Annotated in this window: 20 protein-coding genes; 9 read left to right on the forward strand and 11 right to left on the reverse strand. The window is 67.6% G+C overall.

Annotated features, from left to right (window positions below):
- Window positions 1-43: 43 nt before the first annotated feature.
- From ACWZJV_RS05150 to ACWZJV_RS05165, 4 genes are read right to left on the reverse strand one after another with little or no spacing between them, the layout of a single operon-like run.
- Entirely contained in the window at window positions 44-418 is a 375-nt protein-coding gene (locus ACWZJV_RS05150; RefSeq protein WP_457180451.1) for a universal stress protein, read from the reverse strand.
- Between the two features lie 46 nt (window positions 419-464).
- Window positions 465-2,537 carry a tripartite tricarboxylate transporter permease gene (locus ACWZJV_RS05155; RefSeq protein ID WP_457180452.1) on the reverse strand — a complete coding sequence of 691 codons (2,073 nt, stop codon included), beginning with the start codon at window positions 2,535-2,537 and terminating at the stop codon, window positions 465-467.
- Between the two features lie 4 nt (window positions 2,538-2,541).
- On the reverse strand, window positions 2,542-3,747 hold the full coding sequence (locus ACWZJV_RS05160) for a Bug family tripartite tricarboxylate transporter substrate binding protein (protein ID WP_457180453.1): 1,206 nt from the start codon (window positions 3,745-3,747) through the stop codon (window positions 2,542-2,544).
- 58 nt (window positions 3,748-3,805) lie between these two features.
- On the reverse strand, window positions 3,806-4,915 hold the full coding sequence (locus tag ACWZJV_RS05165; RefSeq protein WP_457180455.1) for a PrpF domain-containing protein: 1,110 nt from the start codon (window positions 4,913-4,915) through the stop codon (window positions 3,806-3,808).
- Between the two features lie 208 nt (window positions 4,916-5,123).
- Between ACWZJV_RS05165 and ACWZJV_RS05170 the strand changes: the two genes are divergently transcribed.
- Complete coding sequence (locus tag ACWZJV_RS05170; protein ID WP_457180456.1) at window positions 5,124-6,041, forward strand: LysR family transcriptional regulator; 918 nt, start codon at window positions 5,124-5,126, stop codon at window positions 6,039-6,041.
- Between the two features lie 9 nt (window positions 6,042-6,050).
- Here the strand turns inward: ACWZJV_RS05170 and ACWZJV_RS05175 are convergent, their stop codons facing one another.
- Window positions 6,051-6,302 carry a hypothetical protein gene (locus ACWZJV_RS05175; protein WP_457180458.1) on the reverse strand — a complete coding sequence of 84 codons (252 nt, stop codon included), beginning with the start codon at window positions 6,300-6,302 and terminating at the stop codon, window positions 6,051-6,053.
- 54 nt (window positions 6,303-6,356) lie between these two features.
- Window positions 6,357-7,280 (reverse strand): LysR family transcriptional regulator, encoded by a 924-nt coding sequence (locus tag ACWZJV_RS05180; RefSeq protein WP_457180459.1) that lies wholly within the window; start codon window positions 7,278-7,280, stop codon window positions 6,357-6,359.
- A gap of 84 nt (window positions 7,281-7,364) precedes the next feature.
- Between ACWZJV_RS05180 and ACWZJV_RS05185 the strand changes: the two genes are divergently transcribed.
- The 3 genes from ACWZJV_RS05185 to ACWZJV_RS05195 all read left to right on the forward strand — a co-directional run bounded on the left by ACWZJV_RS05185 (window position 7,365) and on the right by ACWZJV_RS05195 (window position 9,696).
- On the forward strand, window positions 7,365-8,588 hold the full coding sequence (locus ACWZJV_RS05185; RefSeq protein WP_457180460.1) for an MFS transporter: 1,224 nt from the start codon (window positions 7,365-7,367) through the stop codon (window positions 8,586-8,588).
- A 97-nt stretch (window positions 8,589-8,685) separates the two neighbouring features.
- Window positions 8,686-9,138 (forward strand): nitroreductase/quinone reductase family protein, encoded by a 453-nt coding sequence (locus ACWZJV_RS05190; protein ID WP_457180461.1) that lies wholly within the window; start codon window positions 8,686-8,688, stop codon window positions 9,136-9,138.
- 261 nt (window positions 9,139-9,399) lie between these two features.
- Entirely contained in the window at window positions 9,400-9,696 is a 297-nt protein-coding gene (locus ACWZJV_RS05195) for a hypothetical protein (protein WP_457180462.1), read from the forward strand.
- A 253-nt stretch (window positions 9,697-9,949) separates the two neighbouring features.
- Here ACWZJV_RS05195 and ACWZJV_RS05200 read toward each other — a convergent pair whose 3' ends face one another.
- Both ACWZJV_RS05200 and ACWZJV_RS05205 read right to left on the reverse strand, forming a co-directional pair.
- A complete protein-coding gene (locus ACWZJV_RS05200; protein WP_457180463.1) occupies window positions 9,950-10,531 on the reverse strand; it encodes an ImmA/IrrE family metallo-endopeptidase in 582 nt (193 codons plus the stop codon).
- Window positions 10,528-10,905 (reverse strand): hypothetical protein, encoded by a 378-nt coding sequence (locus tag ACWZJV_RS05205; protein WP_457180464.1) that lies wholly within the window; start codon window positions 10,903-10,905, stop codon window positions 10,528-10,530. Before ACWZJV_RS05205 ends, ACWZJV_RS05200 begins: the two co-directional genes overlap by 4 nt.
- Before the next feature lie 154 nt (window positions 10,906-11,059).
- Between ACWZJV_RS05205 and ACWZJV_RS05210 the strand changes: the two genes are divergently transcribed.
- The 4 genes from ACWZJV_RS05210 (at window position 11,060) to ACWZJV_RS05225 (ending at window position 14,060) form a co-directional block, all read left to right on the forward strand.
- Complete coding sequence (locus ACWZJV_RS05210; protein WP_457180466.1) at window positions 11,060-11,320, forward strand: multiubiquitin domain-containing protein; 261 nt, start codon at window positions 11,060-11,062, stop codon at window positions 11,318-11,320.
- On the forward strand, window positions 11,298-12,461 hold the full coding sequence (locus tag ACWZJV_RS05215; protein ID WP_457180467.1) for a ThiF family adenylyltransferase: 1,164 nt from the start codon (window positions 11,298-11,300) through the stop codon (window positions 12,459-12,461). Before ACWZJV_RS05210 ends, ACWZJV_RS05215 begins: the two co-directional genes overlap by 23 nt.
- Window positions 12,461-12,853 carry a DUF6527 family protein gene (locus ACWZJV_RS05220; protein WP_457180468.1) on the forward strand — a complete coding sequence of 131 codons (393 nt, stop codon included), beginning with the start codon at window positions 12,461-12,463 and terminating at the stop codon, window positions 12,851-12,853. Before ACWZJV_RS05215 ends, ACWZJV_RS05220 begins: the two co-directional genes overlap by 1 nt.
- An 88-nt stretch (window positions 12,854-12,941) precedes the next feature.
- The gene (locus ACWZJV_RS05225; RefSeq protein WP_457180469.1) at window positions 12,942-14,060 is read left to right on the forward strand and encodes a hypothetical protein; all 1,119 of its coding nucleotides are present in this window, start codon (window positions 12,942-12,944) and stop codon (window positions 14,058-14,060) included.
- Between the two features lie 135 nt (window positions 14,061-14,195).
- Here ACWZJV_RS05225 and ACWZJV_RS05230 read toward each other — a convergent pair whose 3' ends face one another.
- The 3 genes from ACWZJV_RS05230 to ACWZJV_RS05240 all read right to left on the reverse strand — a co-directional run bounded on the left by ACWZJV_RS05230 (window position 14,196) and on the right by ACWZJV_RS05240 (window position 16,837).
- Window positions 14,196-15,047 carry a GIY-YIG nuclease family protein gene (locus ACWZJV_RS05230; protein ID WP_457180470.1) on the reverse strand — a complete coding sequence of 284 codons (852 nt, stop codon included), beginning with the start codon at window positions 15,045-15,047 and terminating at the stop codon, window positions 14,196-14,198.
- Between the two features lie 7 nt (window positions 15,048-15,054).
- The gene (locus ACWZJV_RS05235) at window positions 15,055-16,293 is read right to left on the reverse strand and encodes a hypothetical protein (RefSeq protein WP_457180471.1); all 1,239 of its coding nucleotides are present in this window, start codon (window positions 16,291-16,293) and stop codon (window positions 15,055-15,057) included.
- A 130-nt stretch (window positions 16,294-16,423) separates the two neighbouring features.
- Window positions 16,424-16,837: a hypothetical protein gene (locus ACWZJV_RS05240; protein ID WP_457180472.1), complete on the reverse strand. Its 414-nt coding sequence runs from the start codon at window positions 16,835-16,837 to the stop codon at window positions 16,424-16,426.
- A 212-nt stretch (window positions 16,838-17,049) separates the two neighbouring features.
- Between ACWZJV_RS05240 and ACWZJV_RS05245 the strand changes: the two genes are divergently transcribed.
- A complete protein-coding gene (locus tag ACWZJV_RS05245) occupies window positions 17,050-18,312 on the forward strand; it encodes a PGN_0703 family putative restriction endonuclease (protein WP_457180473.1) in 1,263 nt (420 codons plus the stop codon).
- The last annotated feature ends 92 nt before the right edge of the window (window positions 18,313-18,404 follow it).

Consider the following 18,404-nt stretch of genomic DNA (forward strand, 5'->3'; position numbering starts at 1 on the left):
GGGAATCAGCCAAATGGCTGATGCGGCGGCGCCTCGTCCACGCTCAGGTGGCGGCCACGGGCGGCTTGACCGCGAGCACCGGCGAGGTGGCGTCGAGCAGGATCCGCTGAGCGGTGCTGCCGAAGACCAGCTTGCCGACCGGGGTCCGCGCCCGCAGACCCAGGATGATCAGACGTGCTTCGAGGCGCTGGGCGACCTGGACGACGGTGTCGCTGGGGTCACCCAGGTCTCCGCGCTCGACCTCGACGCGGCCGGCGAGGTCGGGCCAGCGGCCCTCGAGCTCGCCCACCTCGGGGACCCGCTCGCCGCGTACGGCGGGGACGACGACCACCGTCTCGCCCTCACGGGACTCGGTGACCGCAGCCGTGACGGCGGCGTGTCCGGGTGGGGTGTCGGCGTAGGCGACGACGATGGTCATCGGCGTTCCTTTCGGTGATACGTGGACGGGCGGGAGATCGGCGCGGTCACTGCAGAAGACCCAACGGCAGGTCGACCGGCAGCAGCGACGGCAGCGCCAGGAGCACCGCACCCAGGACGAGGGTGTAGATGATCGCCGTGCGCGGGCGGGTGCGGGCTGCGTACAGGAGGAACAACGGGGTGAACACCAGCGTCGCCGCCAGGTAGCCACCGACCATGACGAGCACCAGGAACGCTGCCATGGCCGCGAAGGTGCGAGCCCCGATCAGCAGGTCGTGGCGCCGGCTCAGGGCTCTGGCGTCGAGCCTCGGCTCGACCCGGGTGGCGAGCATGGTCGCGCCGGAGGAACCGGACGGCTCGTCGACGGGACCGCTGGCGGGACCACTGCTGTCCCGTGGGACGTCCCGCCGGGACCTGAGCTCCTGCCAGGTCAGCACGGCCGCTGCGGCGAGACCGCCCAGGGCCACGAGCCGAGGCATCAGCTGCGCCTCGTCGGAGAACGACCCGCTCACCCACAGCGCCCCTGCGAAGACGAGCACCGCGATCACGGCGACGCCGAGGGACCAGGGCGTACGTGCCAGCGACCCCTCCAGCTCGTCCGCATCGCTCTCGTCGGTCTCGTGCTCGTCACGGTGGCCGTCGTCGACAGCCCCGGACGCTCGGCGGAGCCGCTTGACCAGGGACCACAGCACGGGCACGACCAGCAGCGCGGCGAAGACGAGCACGCCGGGCCGGGCGACCCAGGAGGCACCGTCGTACAGGCTCGCGGTCAGGTAGTAGTAGCGCTCCATCGGGATGGCCAGGACGAAGCCGATCAGGAACGGTGCCCGCGGCATGCCGGTGGCCTTGAGGAAGAAGCCGACGACTCCGAGCACGACCATCACCCACAGGTCGCCGAGCTGGCCACCCTCCTGGAACGCACCCAGGAGCATCACCACGAGGAGACCCGGCCCGAGGACAGCGAAGGGCACCTTGGTGAGCTTCGCCAGCGACCCGGTGGCCAGGAAGCAGAGGAACGCTCCGGCGACCGAGGCGATCGCGAACGCCCACACGATCAGGTACATCAGGTCGAGGTGGTCGGTGACGATCGCCGGCCCCGGCTGGATGCCGTACGTCAGCAGCATCCCGAGCAGCATCGCCGACGGCACGCCTCCGGGGATGCCGAAGAGGAAGGTCGGGATCAGGTCGCCGGCCTCGACGGAGTTGTTGGCGCTCTCCGGACCGACGATGCCGCGAGGGTCGCCCTTGCCGAACTTGCGCTTGTCCTTGGCGGTGGCGACGGCCTGCCCGTAGGCGAGCCAGGTGCCGGCGGTCGCGCCGACCCCGGGCAGGACACCGGCCCAGATGCCGATCAGGGCGCCCCGGATGACGTGGGTCCAGTGGGTGATCCACTCGCGGATGCCGGATCCCCAGCCGCCGGAGAGCTCCACGGGCTTCTCGGTCACCCGGCGCTGACCGACGCGGCTGGCGATCTCGGCGAGGCCGAACACGCCTAGCGCGACGGCGACCAGGGAGATGCCGTCGCTGAGGAACAGCGACCCGAAGGAGAACCGCTCCTCGGCCGTCGTGGGCGAGGTGCCGACCAGACCGAGGAGGAGCCCGAGCAGACCCGCGGTCAGGCCCTTGACGACATTGCCGCGCGAGAGCACCGCGGCGAGCGAGACGCCGAGGATGGTCAGCATGAAGAGCTCTGGGCTGCCGAAGGACAGCACCAGCGGCCGTGCCAGCGGGATGGCGAGGGTGAGCCCGACCGCCCCGATCAGGCCGCCGGCCATCGAGGAGAGGAAGGCGAGGGACAGCGCCCGTTTGGCCTGCCCCTGTCTCGCCATGGAGTAGCCGTCGAGCATCGTCACGCTGGCCGAGGCCGATCCGGGTGCACCGAGCAGCACGGCGGCGACGGTGTCCGAGGTGTGCACGACGGCCAGGGCGCCGATGAGCATGGCGAGAGCGGGTTCGGGGTCCATGCCGAACGTGATGGGTAGCAGGATCGCCACCGCGCCGGTGCCGCCGAGACCGGGGATGAGGCCGATGATCAGGCCGGCCACCACGCCGACGGCGAGCATGATGAGAAGTGAGGGATCGGCCAGGGAGGCGAGGGCCGAGAAGGCTGCGTCGGTCATCGTTCTACCTCTGCTCGATGGTGATGTCGTAGTCGGTCTCGAGCAGCTCGAGGACGTCCTCGCGGACGCTCTCGTCCACCCGGTACGCCTCGCCGATCCGGTCGGCGAGGTCGGGTGAGGCGTCGAGCGGATAGCCACCCAGCACCTCGGCCGCGGACTTCTGGAAGGCGGGCTCGGCGCCCATCTCGTCCGCCGTCGAGCGCAGCAGCTCGACCGCCTCGTCCGGTGTGTCCTCGGGCACCCAGAGTGCCTTCTGGTACGTGTAGGTCAGCGCCAGGATGGCGCGATAGGTCTCCAGCGCCGCGGGGTCGGGCTGCTCTCCGTGGATCTGCTCGTACACCTCGACGACGGTCGGCAGGTCGGGGAAGTTGGGATCGCGCACGATCTCGCCGTCCTCGTCCACCTGCCCGAGCGAGAAGAGCGGCACCGCGGTGCCGTCCTCGACCAGCGGCTCGACCGCGGGCTCGTAGGAGGACGTCGTCTGGTAGTCGATGTCGACCTCGCCGCGCTGCAGCGCGAGGTTGACCGGGCCGCGGCCCTCGAAACCGAAGGTCGCGTCGATGTCGGCGGAGAGGAGGTCGAAGGCCAGCATCGTGGTGAGGTCGAGGCTGGTCGCCGCGATGCCACCGAAGATGAGGGGCTTGTCGCGGCCGACGAGGTCCTCCACCCCCCGTACGCCGGCGCCGGTCCGGGCGTAGACGACCGCTCCGGTGCCGTTGGCGAGGATGGGCCGGAGCTTGTCGAAGTCGTAGCGCACGGCCGGCATGTCGAGGAGATAGGGCACCACCGTCGAGGCCGTGCTGACCAGCACCTCGGTCCCATCGGTCTTCGCCGAGGTCATGAAGTGGTTGGTGCCGAGGATGCCCTCGCCACCGTCGTCGTTGACCGGCGCCAGGCCCGGCGAGCCGGGCACCGCCTCGGTCAGCTCGGCGCCGACGAACCGCGCCCAGGTGTCCGTGCCGCCACCCTCGGCCAGCGGGATCATCATCTCGACGGTCTCACCCGAGTAGTCACCGTCGGCCGTCGAGGCGGCCGGGTTCAAGAAGTCCCCGCCCAGGACGGAGACGCCCACCGCCAACGCGGTGAAGCCTGCGAGGACTGCGCCGGCGAGTCGCGGGCTCGGCGCGGGGCGTTCCGGCGGATCCTGCGCGGAGCCGGCATCCTCGTCTGCAGTCGTGGCCACGTCCTCTTCATCGACGTGCTGGGTCATGAGTTCCTCCAGGTGAAGCGAGCCTCACACGGGCATCCCGTGTCAAGGGGTCAGATGGTTAAGCCGATGCGGACGGCAGCAGCGGCGGGTCCGGCAGGACCACGGATCCGTGGGCGAGACGGCGGTAGGTGCGTACGACGCCGACGACGGGGACGCCGTCGTGCTCCTCGGCGAAGGTGCTGACCCGGCCCGCGGGCGTGCCGAGCCGCAGGCCGGTGGTGGGCCGCCCCTCGGGGACGAGGTCGTGCACCACCGTTCCGGGGGCGTCGGCGGCCAGCGTCAGCGCCACGGAGCCGGTGACCGGGACCGCCGGGTGGAAGCGCCCCATCGACAGCATGCGGACGGTCAGGTCGGTCCCCTCCTCGTTCGCCGCATCGGGAGCGGCGACCAGCGCGAGCTTGGGAACGGCCCGGGCGACGGCCTCCGGGGTCGGGGCGAGTCCCATCAGGACACCCGCTTCCCGGCGTACGGCATCGAGACGGGCCAGCAGGCCCGGCACCATGTCGAGCTCGGCGATGTCCTCGTCACCGCGCACACCGAAGTCGGCGGCGTGGGCGGCGACGACGGGCGCGCCCGCGTCGACGAGGGTGACGACGACGCCGCCCACCGCCCCGGACAGGGTGTCGCGCTGATGCCCTGTGGGGAAGAGGTGTCCGGTGCTCCGGCCGGCCGGGTCGACGAACCCCATGTGCACCGGTGCGCCGAGGAAGGGGACGCCGGGGATGGTCGCGGAGGCCTCTTCGTCGAGCACGCCGCCGGGGGTCGGGACGCGCTGCACGATGAGCTGGTCGGTGTTGGTGTTGAGGACCCGAACCGCCGTCTCGGACGCCCCGGGCCGTATCCAGCCCTCCCTGATCGCGAACGACGCGACCACGGCGGAGCAGTTGCCGCAGTTGCTCCCCCAGTCGACCTTGGCCTCCTCGATGCCGACCTGGGCGAACGTGTACTCCACGTCCACCCCGGACGTTGCCGAGGGAGCCAGGATGACCGCCTTGCTCGTGGTGGACGTGCCACCACCGACCCCGTCGACCTGACGGTGGTCGGGGCTGCCGTAGATCCGCAGCAGCACCTCGTCGACGGACAGATCCGGGACCTGCAGGTCGTCGCGACGGAAGACCCAGCACTTGCTGGTGCCACCCCGCATCCATGTCGCGGCGATCTCGCGCATATTGCCTCCTGAGCCGAGTCGTCCGGGCTCTCCGGACCCACACAGACTGGAGCGAGGTGACTTGTAGCACAATCGCGAGTTCGAACATGATCGTGTAGCAAAGCTGCATGCTCGACAGGCGCCTCCGGAACGGTTCCCATGCCTCGTTGCACGTCGTCGCGGCTGAAGCAGCACTGCACGGCCCTACATGGCCATGTAGCAGAACTTCATGCAGACTGGGGTCGTGATCGACATCAAACGGCTGCAGATCCTGTTGGCGATCGTGGAGGAAGGATCCGTGACCAGTGCCGCCACGGCGCTGGGCTACACACCGTCCGCGATCTCGCAGCAGCTTCTGAGGCTCGAGCGCGAGGCCGGCCAGCCGCTCCTCGACCGCCACGCCCGGGGCATGACCCCGACCGACGCGGGCCTGGTGCTCGCCACCCACGCACGCAAGGTCCTGCGCCAACTGGCGGCCGCCGAGTCGGACCTCGCCGACATCGCAGGAGTACGTCGCGGCAGCGTCACCTTGGGCACCTTCCCCACGATCGGCAGCTCGTTCCTACCCCTGGCGGTCCGGCGCTACAAGGAGCTCTACCCCAACATCGCGCTGACCATCCACAGCGGCCGCGAGGACGACCTCGTGCGCATGCTGGAGGAGGGCAAGGTCGCCATGTCCCTCCTGTGGGACTACGCCTGGGAGCGGGTCGGCAACGACGAGCTGGTGCTCACCGAGCTCTTCACCGACCCCACCGTGCTGCTCGTCGGGGCCACCCACCGCCTCGCCCGGCGGCGTACGGTCCGGATGGCCGACCTCGCCGAGGAGCCCTGGATCATCCGCGCGGGCGGTCACCCGGTCGTCGAGGTCCTGCAGCGCAGCGCCGTCGCCGCGGGCTTCAACCCGACCATCGCGTTCCAGGCCAACGACTACCAGGAGGCCCAGGCGATGGTCAGCGTCGGTCTCGGGATCGCGCTCGCCCCCAGGACGGCAACCGTCAACCAGCATCCCGACGTACGCGTCATCTCCCTGGGCGACACCGCTCCCCCGAGGCGCATCCTCGTCGCGCACCGCACCGGTCGCGTCCGCAGCGCTGCTGAGCTCGCCCTGCACGACGTGCTCATCGAGACCTCGTCGACCTACTCCTGAGGCGCGCGCTCAGGCCTGGTCGCCCTCCCAGACGAGCGGCTCACGGACCACGAGCGGGGCGGTGAAGCCGACGCGACGGACCGGGTCGAACTCGGTCTCGGTCTCGGAGTCGTCGGTGTGGACGCGGTCCGGGCCGCCGGAGAAGCTGACTGACGCCTCCGGCAGAGCGCGGTCGTGGTGGAGGACCTCGACGGTCCCGTCGAAGTAGCCTCTCGGTGCCGCTGGCTGCCACTTGCCGATGTTCCGAGCCTGCCCTGCCATGTCGTCATGATGGCACTGCGGGATCCGGTGCCGCACTGATTTCTGAAGGACGGATCAGGCGGCCGGCGGGCGCAGGCCGATCTCGGTCAGCCGTCGACCGCGCCGGCGCAGCAGGTCCTGGAAGGCAGCGGCCAGCGTCGAGGGCTTGCGGTCGAGCCAGCAGGCGCCGATGTGCCGCACCGCCTCCGGGTTGGTCAACGGCACCTCGACACAGCCGGTGGCGCCGTGGGGGTCGCGAGGTGCCAGGCTGACCCCGAGGCCGGCCGAGACCAGGCCTCGGAGGGTGGCGAGATCGTCGCCCTCGAAGCCGATCGTGGGCGTGACGCCGCTGGCCCGGGCGAGCTCCTCGAGCAGCGTACGCATCCCGTAGCCGCGCTTCATGCAGATGAACGTCTCCTCCGCTGCCTCCTCGAAGCTCACCCGGGCACGTGTCGACAGGCGGTGGCCGGGCGGCACGACTAGGACGAGCGGCTCGGTGTGCAGCCGCCATCGGCGCAGGCCGGCGCCTTCCTCGAGCGGCGAGATCAGGGCGATCTCGGCGGTGCCGTCGGCGACGGCCGCCAGGCACCGTGGTCGTGAGGTCTGGATCAGGTCGACGGACGCGCCCGGATGCTCCTGGAGGAACGCCTTGACCAGCGCCGGCACGACCCGCTCTCCGAGCGTGCTCTGGAAGGCGAGGGCGATCCGTCCGCGGGCGCCGGACTCCTGAGCCTGCACCGCCTCGATGCCTGCCGTGGCTGCCGCGACCGCGGCCGCGGCATGGGGTGCGAGCGCCTCTCCGGCGCGGGTCAGCCGCAGACCTCGTCCGTGCCGCTCGACCACGTCCACGCCCAGCTCTCTGCCGAGCCGGGCGAGCATGCGGCTCACCGTCGGCTGGGGCATCTGCAGCAGGTCGGCCGCGGCGAGCGTCTGGCCCGTCTCAGCGAGCGCGGCGAGGGCGGGGAGCATCGGCAGGACATTTCGGGCGGCGGCATCCACAGTCGACACTGTATGCGCTGATGCATTCTTTCGGCACCACTCATGCATTGGACGCATGGTTTCGGACTGCCTAGCGTGACGAAGGTGAGCCAACAGGACGGACCCGGACATCGACGTGTGCTGATCGCCCTCGTCGCGATCGGGATGACGACGTTCGTGCAGCTCTACTACCCGCAGGCGCTGATCCCAGCGCTCAGCCGCGACTTCGAGGTCGACGCCTCCCAGGCCGCTCTGACCATCTCCGGGGCCACGATCGGGCTCGCCGTCGCCGCGCTCGGCTGGTCGTGGATCGCCGACCGGATCGGCCGGGCCAGGGCGATGACGATCGCCATCCTCGCCGCGGCTGCCATCGGGCTGGTGCTTCCGTTCGTGACCTCGTTCCCCGTGCTCGTCCTCCTCCGCGTCGGGCAGGGCATCGCCCTGGGCGGCACCCCGGCCCTCGCCCTGGCCTACCTCGACGAGCAAGTGAGCCGGCGCGTCGCCATGGCCGCGGCCGCGACGTACATCTCCGGGACGGTCGTCGGCGGACTGGTGGGACGGCTCATCGCGGCGCCGGTCGCCGACGTGAGCGACTGGCGCGTGGCCGCCCTGGTGGCCGGCGTGGTCAGCGCTCTCGGCGCCGCCGTGGCGGTCACCGCCCTTCCGCGCGAGCGCTCCCGCCCAGCCACGGCACGGTCACGCCCCACCGGTGTCTGGCCGGGCATGGTCGCCAACCTCACGAACCCCACCCAGCTGGCGCTCTACGCGCAGGGATTCCTCCTCATGGGCGCCCAGGTGGCGGTCTTCAACTACCTCGGCTACCGGCTCGAGCTCGAGCCGTTCGACCTGCCTCCGTCGCTGACCGCGGTGATCTTCCTCGCCGGGCTCTCCGGGGCGGTGTCGGCCCGGCTCGCAGCGACGCTCGCCGGCCGCTTCGGCCGGCGCCGCGTACTCCTGGCCTCATCCTTGACCATGGTCGCCGGCGCCGCGCTGACGATCCCCGACCGGCTCACCTCAGTCCTGATCGGGCTGCTGCTGTTCGCCACCGCCTACTTCGCCGCACACTCGATCGCGTCAGGCTGGGTGGGCCCCATGGCGACCAGCGGCGTCGCCCAGGCCACCTCGCTCTACACGCTCTTCTACTACGCCGGCTCCAGCCTCTTCGGCTGGCTCGGCGGCCTCGCCTTCACCGCCGGCTGGACCGGCACCGCGACCATGGTCATCGCGATCGTCCTGATCGCCTTCGCCGCCGCCCACACCCTCCTGCCCGACACCGCAAACGAGATCAGTGCACAGACACCACCGAAGACGTACGCGGCTCCGCGCTGACCAGCGAGACGCCTGTCGCCGTATCGTGGACCAGCGCGGTCGGCCTGTCATTCGCTCGAGGCCACCACCGACGGACCACGAACCCGAGGAGAAGCCGATGGCCAGGACCTATCGCGTCAACGCCGTCACCCGCCTGGTCAACCGCGCGTTCGCGGCAATGACCCGGCTTGGACTGGGCAAGTCGTACCGGCACATCCTCACCGTCCCAGGCCGCCGGACGGGCACACCACACTCCACCCCCGTCGACGTCATGGCCCGGGACGGCGAGCGCTGGCTGGTCGCCGGCTACGGCGTCACCAACTGGGTACGCAACGCCCGCGCCGCCGGCCGGGTCACGCTCAGCCGGGGCGGCCGCTCTGAAACGCTGTATGTGAACGAGCTGGACCCATCGGCGAGCGTTCCGGTGCTGCGTCAGTACCTGCGCGAGGTACCGGTGACCCGGCCCTACTTCGCCGTGACGGCGGACTCCCCCGACGAGGACATCGCAGCCGACGCACACCGCCATCCCGTCTTCCGGCTCACCGTCGCCGACATCGCCGTGGAGGACTGATCTTGTGGTGGACCTAACAGGACAACTGTCGAACCCCTGTCCCGCGCTCGCGACATGGCTGAGGAACACAAACCTGCAGGTCAGGTCCGGAAATGACGCCACCTCCGCTCGGAGGGCGAAGCAGAGGCAGGTCCGCCTGTCGGACGTCCAGCGCGCCGAGTTGGTGGATCGCTACCGATCCGGCGCCTTGCAGCGGGAGCTGGCTGCGGCCTACGGGGTCCACGTTGAGACCGTGCGAGCAATCCTGAAGCGAAGCGCCTGATGACCGACGCGCACCTCCCGGCCTTGAACCGTGGCGCACTTCCGGCCGGGCTTCATCACTTCCTCATCGGCTGGCCGGATGCCGCCCGGGTCGGGACCGCCACCACACCCGTTGTCGAGGCTGGCCCGTTCACTCGACCGGCTGATGCCATCGAGAGCCTGGCGTACTACGACCTGATGCTGAGCGAGTATCTCGAGCCGCGCTACCGCAAAGCCATCGAGTATCGAGTCATCTCTCGAGGTCGGAGCGCATACGACTCTTGGGCCTGGGCGCTTCTTCGTCGTCGCCCGGACTGATTACCTGGAGGCGCCGGTGGCGGGCGGGTTCGCCGACTACGGGGCCGCGCTCTGGGTGTACGGACTGTTGATCGACCACGTCGCGGCCCGGCTCGCGTACCTCGATGAGGAGCTGTTCATCGACTCCACATCGACATCGAGGAGCGGGACTGCGGTCCCGACGAACCGGTCTGGGTCCGTCAGGTTGGGAGCCGGCGGTTGTAGACAAGCCAGACGTCTGGGTCAGGTCAGGCCACTGAGCCGCCGTTCCCACTCAGCTGTTAGACGCGCGGCGATAATTCGCAGCGCGCTGCGCGATGATTCGGGCGCCGGTGGCGTTCATCCGCCAGCGGGCCAGCTCGACGGAAACACCGAAGCGCAACGCTACCTCGTCGTCGGTCGCCTTCTGGCGCGCGAGTCGCCTGGCGGCGTCGGACGGAACCAGAAGTTCTCCGGAGATCTCGGCCGCCTCGTCCTCCTGGAGTTTGTCAGCCGTTCGACACCCCCGCTCGTTGACCAGACTTGTGCCGAACTTGTGCTCCCCAATGACGTGCGCCATCTCGTGCCCCATAGTCGAACGTCGACGCGCGAGCGGGTGCGAGTCGTTCTCGATGATGAGGGCGCCGTTGCGATGCGGCAGCAGCGCGCCGGAAAAGACGTCACGGCGGACGTTGTGGAAGTGGTCGCGGACCTCATGATCGAGCGGCAGGTCCCCGAGCGCCAGCACCCGGACACCGTAGAGCTCAGCCAGTTGCCACGGGTCAAGCGCTTGCATGGCATCGAGCCCGAGCTCGGCGCGCACCTCACCGGCCAACCTTTTACAGGCCGCCTTGTTGATGGTGCGCTTGGTGCTCATTCCGACTCCCCCCGGGTGGCGTGCATGTGCTTCACGGTCGCTCGAATGACCTCTTCAAGGTAGGCCACGTCCTTGTCGTCAAGGTCTTGGCGCGCCCTGAGCAGCGGCGCGAGCTGGGTGACGAGATCCGGCTCGGGCTGACTCTCGGATGGACTGTCCGCATCGATCATGAACGTCTCGGCCGGCATGTTCAGCCAACGCACCAGGGTCGCAAAGCCATCAGCATCGGGGCGTTGCTCGTTACCGAGGCGCGACAGCAGCGACGGGCTGGTGCCGACCTCCTTCGCCAACTGGCGCCATGACCACGCGCGCGCAGTGCGCTCAGCATCGAGAGCTGCGTACAGCCCTGCCGTGTCGATCTTCGTCTTCGCCATGCAGTCCTCTCACCCTCCGAAGTGTCGGTGGTCCCTGTCAGTGTTGCACTGTCGACGCACTGCTTGGAAGTCGACTCGCTCTGTTCTATACTCAAGACAGTGTTGCAGATGCGACACACGGACATCTAGCGCCGGAAGACCGGAGGAAACAGGCATGACTGCATCGGAAGCAGAGAAGGCCGCGAACAAGGTCGTGACGATCACGATCAACACCCGCTCGTTTGAGTGGGGCGAGAAGAAGATCAGCTTCGAGCAGGTGGTGGAGCTCGCCTTCCCAGGCCAGCCGTACGACCCGGCAGGAACGTTGGTTGAGGTCAGCCGCGGTCACGGGCCCGATCACGCGCTGCGTCCGGGCAAGGACGTCGTCGTCAAGAACGGAATGGACTTTGTCGTTGAACCCGCCAACCGCTCCTGACGAGCAGATCGCTCAGCTGGTGGCCGACGGCTACGACATGGTGCTCGAGGCCGGGCACCTTGTCGTCCACCGGCTTCCATACCTCTCGCCGTCCGGGCTCCACAAGGACGGGCGCCTGGTGCTCCCTGTGACCTACTCCGGAGGTGTGATCACCGATGCGAGTGGTGATCACCGGATCTGGTTCGCAGGCGAGGAACCCCGCGACGATCGAGACCAGCCCCTCGGAAGCGGTGGCCAGGCGCACGGCTTCGGCAACGGCGAGACAGCCGACTACATGCTGTCGTTCAAGCCTCCGAGTGGCACCTACGCCAACCTGCACGCGAAGATCGCGCAGTACGCCCACATCCTGCTCGCCGCTGCCAAGCAGCTCGACCCCTCGGCCACCGATACTCCCGGCGGCGCGTTTCAGATCGTTCCCGACGACCTTCCGCTCGTCTACTCCGACACCAACACGACCCGGGCGGGGCTGGCGAACTACAGCAACCTCTTCCGCGGTCACACGATCGCCATCGTCGGTGTCGGCGGCACCGGTAGCTACATCCTCGACCAGGTCGCCAAGACCTGGGTCGATCGCATCATCCTCATCGACGGCGACCACTTCGAGCACCACAACGCGTTCCGTGCGCCCGGCGCTGCGGCGAAGGCAGTTGTCGACTCCAAGCCCAACAAGGCCGAATACTTCGCGGCCGAGTACTCGCGCATGCACACCGGCATCACCGCCCACCCAGTCGCGCTGACAGCCGAGAACCTGAACCTGCTCGACGGCGCGACATTCGTATTCCTCGCCGCCGCGGACGGCGAGGCAAGGCCGGAGATCATGCAGTCGCTCCGCGACCGCGATGTGCCGTTCATCGACGTCGGCATGAGCTTCCGCGAGGGCGAAGGTGGACTCAGCGGGCTAGCAAAGGTAACGGCCCACCTGCCCGGCGACGAGATCCAGTTGCCGACCGCGCCCGCTGTCCCGCCAGGACAAGACGACTACAGCACCAACATCCAGATCGCTGACCTCAACGCGCTGAACGCGAACCTCGCCGTCATCCGCTGGAAGCGCTTCCTCGGGTTCTACGCAACCCACACGTCGACGAACCAGACCGTCTACAAGCTGTTTCTCAACGAACTTCGGAACGGGAACGCCTCGTGATGCCGAGCCAGCACTACATCGCGGAGTTCGTCGAGTCGTTCCCTACTCCCATGGAGCCCGGGGTCCTCTACGTCTCCACGCGATTCGACGCCGCTGGGCACCTCTGTCCCTGCGGCTGCGGCCGGGAGGTCGTCACAAAGCTATCCCCAGCCCGATACCGGGTCATCTACGACGGCGAGGTGTCTCTAAAACCGTCGGTCGCCGCGACGGGGTTGCCCTGCAACTCCCACTACTTCATCACCCGGGGAGAGGTCGACTGGCACAGCAAGCTCGACGCCGCTCAGGCCGCCAGGGTGCAGGCCTCCGACCGACGCGCGGTCGAGTCGCAGCATGCGCCTGCGTCGAAGCCGAGCTGGTGGATGCGCATCTGGCATCGCGTTAAGCGTTCGTGACGACGAGGTCCTCGACCCGTAGGCTGACGAGCGCCGGGGCGAGCCGTCCACTGGCGTGTCGTCCAGCCACATAGGCAATATAGGCGCCATGGCCAAGTCGAACGTCGCGACGCCGAAAAACGAGATCTACGAACACGACGGACGCCTCTGGCGCCCCAAGCCCGGCGCCACATCGACCTTCAAGGAGAACATCAAGGCCCGGGCTCTCTTCATCGACCTGCACCAGGACCAGTTCTGGAACCCGTGGCGGATGGAGGAGCAAGCGGCGGACCTTGAGCGCGCCCAGCAGATCATGGAGGAGTGGGAGCGCGCCGAGCCCGACCACAAGCCCAAGACCAAGCGCCAGCTCGATGCCGAGATGAAGCGGTGGGACCGCGACTTCGAACGCAAGCAAGCAGAGCGCGCCGTCAAGCGTCAAGAGAATCAGGATCGGTACGACCCCGAGCGCGAGAAGGCCCGCTTGGCACTGCTGGAGTGCCGCTCCATCCTCGAACACAAGGCGCAGGAGGTCGCTCGGTACCGCTCCGGAGAAGCCTTCCCGGCGATGGACCCGAGCCGCCGAGCTGACGAGATCAGGAACCTCGACGAGGCGATCGGGCACTACCGGGCGAAGGTCGAGGAGTTGGAGCCTGTCGTCGGCGGCCCCGAAGACGTCCCGGACGCCCACGGCTACCTCCCGGCCGATCGTCGACTCACGATGCTCCACTACTACCGCGAAAGCCGGATCCGTGAGATCACTGAGCTGCGCGACAAGGTGCCCCAGCTGGAAGCAGCCATGAAGGCCACCGACGACAAGGCAGAACGCTCAAAGATCCGTTCCAAACGAGACATCGACAAATGGAGGCTCGACAAGCTCCTCGCCGTTCCTCGCCTTGAGGCCGAAGACATGTGCGCCGACTGTCCAACGCCCTGGGACAAGCACGGCTGGGTCTCTCCCCCTGCGGACAGCCCGTGTCCTGCATGGCCGGGATGGGGAACTCGGCTCCGCGAGACCCGCAAGATGCTCGAGGACATGGTTCGACGGAACCAGGAGGCCAAAGCCACCACTCCCCCTACGCCGAAGCTCAAACCGCTCGCCATCGTTCCGTCTGGCCTGCCGATCGCTGAAGTAGTGCAGCGTCTTCAGGAACTGCAAGAGCAGCACCCCGACGCTGAAGTTCGCCGAGGACGTGGAAACCGTTGGGAACTTTGGCCGCCTAAGAACTAGCCGCGCGGCTGATCGACACCGTGACTATTTGAGCAGTCAATAATCCGACGGCGTAGGTCGGCGTTGTGATCGAATCCTTTGACGAAGATCTGGAGCGGTTTGCTTGCCCAGTTGTCGTCATCGTCCGGCTGGCGGTCAGTTGCGGTTCAGACCGAAGCCCCGGCTCAGTAGGGCGCGCTTCCAGTGCGCTTCTGCTGCGTCGATCTCAGCGGTCGGGGTGGATGGGCCAAAGACTCGAAGCAGGCTGAACTGGAAATGGCGTCGGTGTTCGGCGTCGCTTCCTGCGAGTTCGCGCAGTGCTTTGTTGCCGCCGTGACCGTCTTGGGCGTACTGGCTCCAGCGCCCGAGGATCCGCTCGCCGCCGTCGGCCTTGCCTACGTAGAGGTGTCCGGTGCTTGTGTCGGCGATCAAGTAGATCCCCTGTACGGACCCAAGCGCGGTCTGCCAGGCGGCGTAGCGGGAGTCCTTGACCATCGTCTGCAGTTCGGCGTACCCGATCCGCACTCCGTCGAAGCCAGGGAAGGGAACCGCTTCTGGATCGGCGATCTCCACGACCGGAAACGCCGTTGCCGAGGCACCGGGCTTGGCCCAGTTGATGGTGTCCTTCGACCACTCCACCACCAGCCTGTTCTTCAGCGAGGAGAGAAGAGTCGACTCTTGGAGATCGAAGTACCGGAGCATGTCAGTGCGTCGATCGGTGAACTCGCCGTGATTGTCGTACACGGTGACGAGGCGACAGCGAAGGCCTCCGGTCGCGATGAAGACGAGCCAGATTGGTGGTGGGATCTTGCCGAGCTTGTTTCGAACGCCCTGACGGTGGGTGTAGTCGCGCAAGCGGTCGGGCGCGAGGTCCTCGGGTCCCCGGAGCTCGTCTTCATGGCCCGCTTTGTAGGTATGGCGCACGACGACGACGTCGGACGGGGCGAGCCCGGCGGCGTCGAGGAGGTGGCCGAGGGTCAGGTCGCCCGTGGGAGAGGGTGCGCTCACGTGCCGCTCACTCGTCGCCGTCATTCGACCGGATCTTGCGAGCCTGCTCCGCGACGCGCCTTGAGAGGTCTCCTGTGGTGGACCGCGTTCGATCGAACGCCAAGTTGCCGGCTCGCTTTGCTGCGTCTACACGCTCGCTCCCAGCGACGATTGCTCGATCTCTGACCTCAGTTGCAGCCGACTTCCCGCGTCGTGCTTCTTGGGGGTCACGGTTGCCCTCGATGCCAATTCGACCGTGGAACTCGAGGATGGATCCCGAGACTTCGTTGCTTGCCTCGACGAGCGCGGGCGCCTTGGAGGGGTGCAGGAGAACCTTCGTGTTCGCAGTGCCAGCAGCGATGTCCATACGCGAGATCAGGCGTTCAGTGCATTCAGAGATGAGGGCCACCCGGTCCTGTCGTGCAGCCTGTAGACCGAGCCGGTGCCGGTCGAGCTCATCCGGGGTGGCATCGAGTACCCGGTCAAGTTCGAGCACGGCGACTGCGTCTTGGAGCTGGAAGCAGCGTGCCAAGACGGCGAGCCACTTCTGGACTTCGGGCTGAGCTTCCTTGGTCGCCTTGGCGAGGTCGCCGACCTTCTTCTTTCGCTCCAACTTGTTGGCCAGGTCGCCGAGCTCGCGCAGGGCGTAGGCCTGCGTGTCGAGGATGGTGGTGGAGGTGGCCTGAACCTTGGACCAGGTGACCTCGGAAACCCGGCCGACGGTCTCGCGGACCTTCATTGCCTCTCTGATCGCCAGGTCGACACCGTCCATGCGCGCGAGCACCTGGTTCGTCTGGGCACGAAGTACGTCGTCGAGCTTCTCGTCGATCTTGGCCAGGTAGTCGGTGATCTCCTCCATGGCTTGCTGCATCGCGAGCTGCGCCATCATGCCGCCTACGCCGGATAGGAGTGCCGGGTTGGTTAGCGCCGATCCAGGTGTGCGCACAAGCTGCAGGAAGCCCTTGCTCTTGCCGCCCTCGGTGAGGACGGCCCTACTGACGCCGGGGCTGGATCCCTTCATCAGCTTGTACTTCTTCATCGCCTGAGCTGATTCCTCGGTGAGCTTCACCCAGCGGCCCGAGTTCGCCGCGACCTCGGCGCCCGCCTGGGTGGCCGCGCCGCCGGTACTCAGTACCTTGCCGAGCCGCGGCAGATCGAGCTCGCGGGACGGCAACCCTTCCGATGCGAGGAACAGTTCAACTGCCGCCGGATCGCCGATCACCGCGAGCCCGGAGCCGTCACTCAGTAGCTCGATCTCGCTAGGCATCTTCAACTCCCTCACGTACGGCCACAACAATCGTATCGACTTCACTCATTCGGTTCTCCGGTTCCGAACTGCTTCCGCAGCGTGGGAGAGCCGATGCCTGAGCGGTGTCTTCGAGACCGGGGGACACCTGTCACGACTCGTTGGCCTCATCGTCGAGCAGCGATCCGAACAATGTGAGTCGATTGACCCATATCGGCTTGCCGGGGTCGTCGTTGTAGGAGACAGCGCGTTCGACGACCCCCGCGAGCAGTCTCTCGGCCTTCTCCCTGGTGATCGGCTTCAGGAAGGATGCCTGTGCCAGTGCGCCGCCACTCAGGGTCGTGGTCCACACCGGCTTCGGCGAATCGCCCCGCTTCTGCTCACTGCACTTGAGGAAACGTTCCTGTTGCTGGCTTCCCAGCATGGCGACAGTCTCCCCCGGCCAAAGGTGAGGCCGCTCGGCGACGTACTCCGCTAACGTCCAGTCGCCATGACATGCTCGTGCGACATCACGAGCGATCCCTGGCTCGATCCCGGCGACCTCGACACCGCGCTGCAACCGCATGCGCTCGCATTCGCACACCACCACTAGGCCCGTTGGCGGAATCCTCGAGTTCTCTCGGCATGGGCCGACGGGCGTGCGTCGTTCGCTAGTGCCGAGGTCGACCTGAGCAAATCGGCTCGTCGTAGATCTGCTCAACAACGCCGATTGCCCTGTCCTCGGGACAACCTGCATTCCCGAACCGTGCCGGCGCTGGCTGTGCCTACAGTGCTCGGATGAGGTTGTTGAGACCAAACGTTCCTCCCGGGATCAGCGTGTGGCGCCAAGCACCAGGCGGACCTATCACCGAAACTGCATGGGTCGACCGGGACAGGTTTGTATGGTGTGGTCTGGCCGAGCACCCGCCCCCGCGAAGCGTCGAGGAGCTCGCGGCCCGGCCGGGTCGCGAGCAGTACCGCGGGATCTTCGACTTAGAGAAGGGCGACTTCAGCGCCGGCGGAACGCTGCACTACCTCGGCGGGCTGATCGCCGCCGGCCTCACACAGCCGCGACCGCTGACGGTCTACGTCTACCCGAGCGGGGAGACACAAACCATATTGTCCAGCCCGGCACTCGAGATGGACAGCCGTGAGGACCTCGCCATGCGACCCCGCTGGGACGATGCGGAGATCTTCCCTGCCAAGGAGTCACCAAGGCTGGCGACGTACCGCCGGCATCAGTCCTGGTACCGGGAAAACGTCCTGGGCATACCGCCAGGCAGATACGGCCAGTATCCGGCCCTGGGGAGCTACCTTCCCGCCCAAATGCACGACCCGGCAGCGAACTTCCTGACCGCTGAGGCCCATGCCCATGCCCTGGACCGCATCAAGCAGGTCAAGGCTGAGGGCGGAAGTCTGGACCCCGTGCGGTTGTCACGCAACCTCCTCTCCAGCATGCCGATGTGCTTTAACCTGTTCGGCTCCCTGCGCAGTGAACCCGCGTTCCTGACGCTGTTCCAACAGGTCTTCGACCCTGCCGCGACTCGGATCGCCGACGTCGTATGCGAGTACGCGCCACAGCCACCTGCCGCATACCTGGGTGACCGCACCGCGTTCGACGCGATCGTGTTCTACGAGACCAACAGTGAGTCCCGGTTCCTTGGGATCGAGACGAAGTACACCGAGCCCTTCAGCGCCACGGCGTACTCCACCGCTCGGTACCGGGAGGTGACCGCGACATCTGGTTGGTTTGCCGATCCAGACATGGCCCATGAGGTGCTGCGCGGGAGTAAGTCCAACCAGCTGTGGCGCAACCTGATCCTCGCCGCAGCCCTGGAACAACGCACGGACCGAGACTCGGCCTACCCTCGAGGAGCGGTCGCTGTGGTCGCGCTTGCCGACGATCCCGGCGCGGCCAGCGCCATCAGGGTCGTGCGCGAGCACCTCGTCGACCAGAACCACCTGATCTGGACCCCGCTTGAGACGATCCTCGACGCGGCCGACCAGCTACCTGGCCTGGCGGCATGGTCGGGCGCGTTCCGGCTGCGCTACCTCGTCTGAGGCAACGCCTGGGCGTCGAATTGATCATGAGAGATCACTCGAAGGATCGCCCGGTGGCCCTCGGCTCGCCATCAGCACCGGGGATCCGTATG

The organism is Nocardioides sp. WG-D5, assembly GCF_054031175.1.